This window comes from Pedobacter sp. 01N416, from assembly GCF_056399685.1.
In genome coordinates this window covers 1-6,143 of record NZ_JBFTRT010000354.1, presented here as the reverse complement: position 1 = coordinate 6,143, position 6,143 = coordinate 1, and the positions used below count along the sequence as shown (strand labels likewise).

The following is a 6,143-nucleotide window of genomic DNA, read 5'->3' as shown; positions in this document are numbered from 1 at the left end:
GTTTGGCGAAGTTGAATCCATTTTTTAAGACCTGTTTTTGGGTAGTTGAATCCCAAAGCAATGGGTTGGTGTGATTAAAATGGATTAGGAAGATTTTATGCTTAATGGCAATATCCTCTTTATCAAATAAATCTTCTGTTTCTGTTACCAGTGGGTGTGGTACTTCTGAAATAGGCCTATTACCCAGTTCTGCATTGGTATAAAATGTAGCATCAAGCATGGCTACATCAACTTTTTTTACTTCTTCAATGATATTTCTGTCCCATTTGCTCCACTTATCGATATCTGGAATGAAAAGGTACTTTTTAGTAGGTGTTTCTATTTTAAAACCAGCAGTTTCTGAATATTCATCACGATGGGGTACTGTAAATGCGGTAATCTTATTTTCTGTTATATCGATAGGGTTATCGGCTTTAAGTTCGATAAGGTTTATATTTTTTAGCATAACGAGCTGGCTCCAAGGGCCGTTTTGAGTTAAGAAAGATCTGAATTTTGGGAGCACATAAATATTCAGGTTACGTGTAGCCATTACTTCTCTACCGAATTCCATTAAACCTGTATAATGACCGATATGGCCATGTGTGATAAATATACCTTCGGGCAAGTAAGGATAAACTTCATTCGTTCTTTTTCTGAAATCCTGCAGTTGGGCTTTAATATCAGGAGTAGCTTCAAAAAGCCACCATTTTTTGGTTTTAGGATCTACCAAAGCAAGTGAAACTACATTTCTTCTTAACTTTTCATCTTTCCATGCCATTTTACAGCAATTTTTCTGGCAGCCCATGTGCGGGTAGCCGCCATCCTGGGCAACACCGAGTACCATGATAAAAGAAGACGCTGGCATTTTCTGTGCCCAGGTTTGGATCGAAACCAGGAACAATAGTAGGTGAACCATTCTTGTTTAAAAAGGTATTAACGCCTACAATAGGATATTCACCTGTATGTTTAAGCGTTTCGTAATACAGACTTTCTTCCTGAATTTTTCCGCGCTGGTACATCGTTTCCATCGCACCCAATACCCCACCACGATCGTTGATGCGTTTAAATTCGGCAAGCACAGCATCTTCTACCAGATCGGTTAATTCTTCAATGATAAAGGCACCCTGCAGTGGGTTTTCGTTCTTGGCCAGGCCCAATTCTCTGTTGATGATCAATTGGATGGCCATGGCTCTCCTAACAGATTCTTCTGTAGGCGTTGTAATGGCTTCATCGTAAGCATTAGTATGTAGCGAATTACAGTTGTCGTAAATGGCATAAAGGGCCTGTAAAGTGGTACGGATATCATTAAAATCGATTTCCTGTGCATGTAACGAACGGCCAGAAGTTTGGATATGGTATTTAAGTTTCTGCGAGCGGTCATTTCCCTTGTATTTATTCTTAATAGCTTTAGCCCAGATTCTTCTGGCTACGCGACCGATAACGGCATATTCCGGATCGATTCCATTGGAGAAGAAGAAAGACAGGTTAGGGGCAAAATCATCAATGTGCATGCCTCTGCTCAAATAATATTCTACAAAGGTAAAGCCATTGCTTAAAGTAAAGGCAAGCTGCGAAATTGGATTGGCACCTGCTTCGGCAATGTGATAGCCCGAAATAGATACGGAATAGAAATTCCTTACTTTTTCATCGATGAAATACTTTTGGATATCGCCCATCATCCTTAAGGCAAATTCTGTAGAAAATATACAGGTATTTTGTGCCTGATCTTCCTTTAAAATATCGGCCTGAACGGTTCCCCTAACTGAGCTAATGGCTTTTGCCCTGATCTTGGCATAAATATCGGCAGGTAAAACCTGATCTCCTGTAAGGCCCAAAAGCATTAAACCCAAGCCATTGTTTCCTTCTGGTAATGTACCATTATAGGTTGGTCTCGGTATATTTTTTATGCGATAGATTGCATCAATTTTAGCTTCAACCTCTTTAGTTAAATCGTTTTCGATAATGTATTTTTCACATTGCTGATCGATTGCAGCATTCATGAAAAAGCCTAACAACATTGGGGCTGGGCCGTTAATGGTCATGGATACCGAAGTGGACGGCGCACAAAGATCAAAACCCGAATAGAGTTTTTTAGCATCATCCAAAGTGGCAATACTTACACCCGAGTTTCCGATTTTGCCATAAATATCGGGACGAATGTGCGGATCTTCTCCATAAAGGGTAACAGAGTCAAAGGCAGTAGATAGACGGTGCGCAGGTTGACCTAAAGAAACATAGTGAAAACGTTTGTTAGTTCTTTCAGGACCACCTTCTCCTGCAAACATCCGCGTAGGATCTTCGCCTTCTCTTTTTAAAGGGAATACACCTGCCGCATATGGAAATTCGCCTGGAAGGTTTTCGGTTAACAGCCACCTTAAAATATCGCCCCAATCTTCATATCTCGGTAGTGAAACTTTAGGGATATTCAGTTTTGAAAGTGATTCATAAAATAAAGGTTGTTTAATCTCTTTATCGCGGACTTTATAAATGAAAAACTCTTCTTTGTAAGCTCTTTTGGTATCTGGCCATTGGCGCAATAAACGCCTGCATTCGCCATCTAATTGTTCTTCGAAGAAAGAGTATGTTGCATTTAAGTTTTTTAACACCGCGTCTAGTGAAGACCCTTGTAGGAGGGGGGAATTAATATCACCAGCTAAATCGATTACACCTTTCAACTGGTACATTTTCCGGGCAATGGTAGCCTGTTTATCTACCCATTCGTTATACGTTTGGCTAGCTTCGGCAATTTCTGCCAAATAACGGATGCGATCAGGGGGTATGATGTAAATTTTCTCTGATTGATCGGAAGTGAGTTCCATTTTGGCTTTGAAATCCGTTCCGGTTTTTACCCTGATCTGCTCCATTAAGGCAACAAATAGGTTATTCATGCCCGGATCATTAAATTGTGATGCCATAGTTCCATAAACTGGAATTTCGTCATCCTTCGCCTCAAAAATATTGTGGTTGCGTTTGTATTGTTTGCGCACATCTCTCAGTGCATCTAATGCACCTCTTTTATCAAATTTGTTAATGGCTACCAGATCAGCGAAATCCAACATATCGATTTTCTCCAACTGTGTAGCTGCACCAAATTCTGGGGTCATTACGTATAGGGAAACATCACAGTGTTCGGTAATTTCGGTATCTGATTGGCCAATGCCTGAGGTTTCTACAATAATTAAATCGTAACCAGCGGCTTTGCAGATATCGATACTTTCCTGAACGTTTTTGGATAGTGCAAGGTTGGCCTGCCTGGTGGCTAAAGAACGCATGTAAACCCTCGGGTTATTGATGGCATTCATCCGGATACGATCGCCCAATAAAGCGCCACCGGTTTTTCTTTTGGAAGGATCGACAGAGATAATCGCTAAGGTTTTATCTTTCACTTCTACCAGGAAACGGCGGACAAGCTCATCTACCAGTGATGATTTTCCGGCTCCGCCCGTTCCGGTGATGCCTAAAATAGGAGCGGTGTTGTTTTTGGATAGTTTTTTTAATTCGTCTACAAATTTTTGTGCGCCTTCGGGATCATTTTCTGCAACGGTAATGGCCCCAGCAATGGCTTTAATATCTTTTGTAGGAATGGTTTCGAGCTCGTTAGTAATGCTGGCTTTGGTGATGAAATCGGTTTGGATCAGCATATCATTGATCATGCCCTGCAAACCCATCTTACGGCCATCATCTGGAGAGTAGATTTTAGAAATTCCATAAGACTGGAGTTCCTCTATCTCTGAAGGCAAGATTACGCCACCGCCACCTGCAAATATTTTAATATGGCCTGATCCTCTTTCTTGCAAGAGATCGTACATGTATTTAAAGTATTCAATGTGTCCGCCTTGATAAGAAGTCATTGCAATGCCCTGAACATCTTCCTGAATGGCACAGTTTACCACTTCATCAACCGACCTGTTGTGCCCAAGATGGATCACTTCAGCCCCTGAAGATTGGAGGATACGGCGCATAATATTAATGGTTGCATCGTGTCCATCAAAAAGGGAAGCGGCGGTTACGAAACGGATTTTATTTTTAGGCTTATATATTTCTACTTGTTGCATACGATAGGATTTAAAGGATCAGTGTGCTCAAACGACCAATCCTTGTCCAAATATATTTGGTATGCAAATGTACTAAAATAAGGAGTTTAAATAGCGAATACCCTATACCATTACGGCTTTTGGTTCAGCTATAAATCCTGCCCGAATTGCAGTAAATAACCGTTATTATCGTAAATGGCAAACTCCCTCATGCCATAGTCAAAATCATCTAGCGGATAACAGATTTCACATTGATCTTTTAAACTTTCCCAGAGGGTTTCTACCTCGTTTGTATTGATATAAAGCGAACCGCTCATAATTGATTTAGGGATATTGTGATGCTTGTTTGGAGAACAAAACATAATTTCGATCTCATCTTTTCGGAGGGTTAACCAAGTCAGATCGTCAAGTTTTACATCACAAGTGAAGTTTAAAACTTCTGTATAAAACTTTAATGTTGCTTGCATATCATGCGATTCGAGCATGGGTGTAAGTTTGGTTGCAATGTATGTTGACATGATCTAAAATAAAGAAAATAGGAAATTTTATCAAGTTATCGTCATTTCGAGGGATAATTTACTGCATAAAAATCATTACGGATGACAGCGTAATTTAAAGGAAATGACTCTCCTCAAATGGTCGTCATTGCGAGGAGGCTTTTTCAGCCGACGAAGCAATCTTACAACTATCGCTAGTAGCGAGCACTTTAAGATTGCTTCGTGCCTCGCAATGACGATACTTTTTAGGGACCTATCACTGTTGATTTAAAACAAAAAAACTATGCTGATGAGCATAGTTTTTTTGTTTTATTTATTGGTGATTTCGGTGATCGGTTCTCCAACGTTACCATTTGGCATTTGAATATGGAGTAGTGCCGCTAAGGTTGGTGCAATATCAGTCATGTAATGTGTTTTATTGGATGCTCCAGCTTTGATTCCCCAGCCCATAAAAACCAATGGAATGTGCGAATCGTATGGGTTCCAGTTTCCGTGTGTGGTACCTGTGCTACCACCGTTAAACCAGTTTGGTTGTAAAACATAGTAGATATCGCCGCTTCTGCGCGCATTGTATCCATTGGTAATCATCTTTTTCTGGATTTCCTGAAGTGTGCTTTGCGATATTTTAGCAATATCAACTGCATTTTGGAAACCGTCTAATCTTTTTAAGAATTCTACAGATGCCGATTTAATTACATCAAAACTTACATCACCTTTATCGGTTTTATCATGATCGAAAATGATCTGATTGTTCTGAGATTTTAAAACCACATTGTTTACTTTAAATTTATCATTTAAGTAAGCATTTAATTTGTTTGCGATATCACGGTCACTCACTACGCCCGAAGGCAATTTATTTTCTTGCATAAAGCCTGGTACATGCGCAGCACCATGATCGGCAGTTAAAAATACCGTGTAATTTCCTTTACCTACTTTTTTATCCAGGTAGTTGAAAAACTCTTCGAAATCTTTATCCAAACGTAAATAAGTATCTTCTGCTTCTACTGAGTTCGGACCATAAGCATGACCAACATAATCAGTAGATGAGCAACTTACCGCTAAGAAATCGGTAATGTTATCTTGTCCTAAATTTTCAGAAAGGATCGCTAATTTGGCAAGATCTAACGTGATGGTATTACCATAAGGCGTGCTTCTGATGGCATCGAAGTTTTTATCAATATTTTGGGTGAGCTGATGAGGGAATGTGCTCGCTTTGCCTTCGTATGCTTTCTCATCTGCTGTGCTATTAACATAGGTATTCATTGGATACAATGTTTCCCAGTTTTTTGCATAGAACTTGTTTGCCAATTTCAATTTATTGTAATCGGCAATCCATGTTGGCACTTCTTTCATGTAATAAGTACTGGTAATCCAGTTTCCGGTGCTACCCTGATACCAATATGCTGCATTTGCCGCGTGGCCAGCAGGAAGGATCGACCCCCTATCTTTTAATGAAATACCAATTACTTTACCTCTAAAATTTGTAGCTAACCTCAGTTCATCGGTTATGGTAGTGGTTAGCATATTTTTTGGCGACATATTTCCTTCAGAAGATGGGTTACTGCCTACAGTTGATACAGAAGAATCCTCTGTACAGTACACATTCTTTTTGGTTTCAGGATCGTACCAATCG

At 39.9% G+C, this 6,143-nt stretch carries 4 protein-coding genes; all 4 read right to left on the bottom strand.

Going from position 1 to position 6,143, the window contains the following annotated elements:
• A partial coding sequence (locus AC1DND_RS18520; protein WP_477583868.1) for an MBL fold metallo-hydrolase occupies positions 1-823 on the bottom strand: 823 nt, incomplete at its 3' end.
• Complete coding sequence (locus tag AC1DND_RS18515; RefSeq protein ID WP_477583866.1) at positions 759-4,034, bottom strand: methylmalonyl-CoA mutase family protein; 3,276 nt, start codon at positions 4,032-4,034, stop codon at positions 759-761. The genes AC1DND_RS18520 and AC1DND_RS18515, both read right to left, overlap by 65 nt.
• A gap of 128 nt (positions 4,035-4,162) precedes the next feature.
• Positions 4,163-4,531, bottom strand: a complete 369-nt coding sequence (locus tag AC1DND_RS18510) for a VOC family protein (protein WP_477583864.1) — start codon at positions 4,529-4,531, stop codon at positions 4,163-4,165.
• A 288-nt stretch (positions 4,532-4,819) separates the two neighbouring features.
• The coding region (locus AC1DND_RS18505) for an alkaline phosphatase family protein (protein ID WP_477583862.1) at positions 4,820-6,143 on the bottom strand (1,324 nt) is incomplete at its 5' end.

Bases quoted from the DNA above. Each gene is read 5' to 3' on its own strand.
- AC1DND_RS18515 (WP_477583866.1), bottom strand. From the start codon at position 4,034: ATGCAACAAGTAGAAATATATAAGCCTAAAAATAAAATCCGTTTCGTA.
- AC1DND_RS18510 (WP_477583864.1), bottom strand. From the start codon at position 4,531: ATGTCAACATACATTGCAACCAAACTTACACCCATGCTCGAATCGCAT.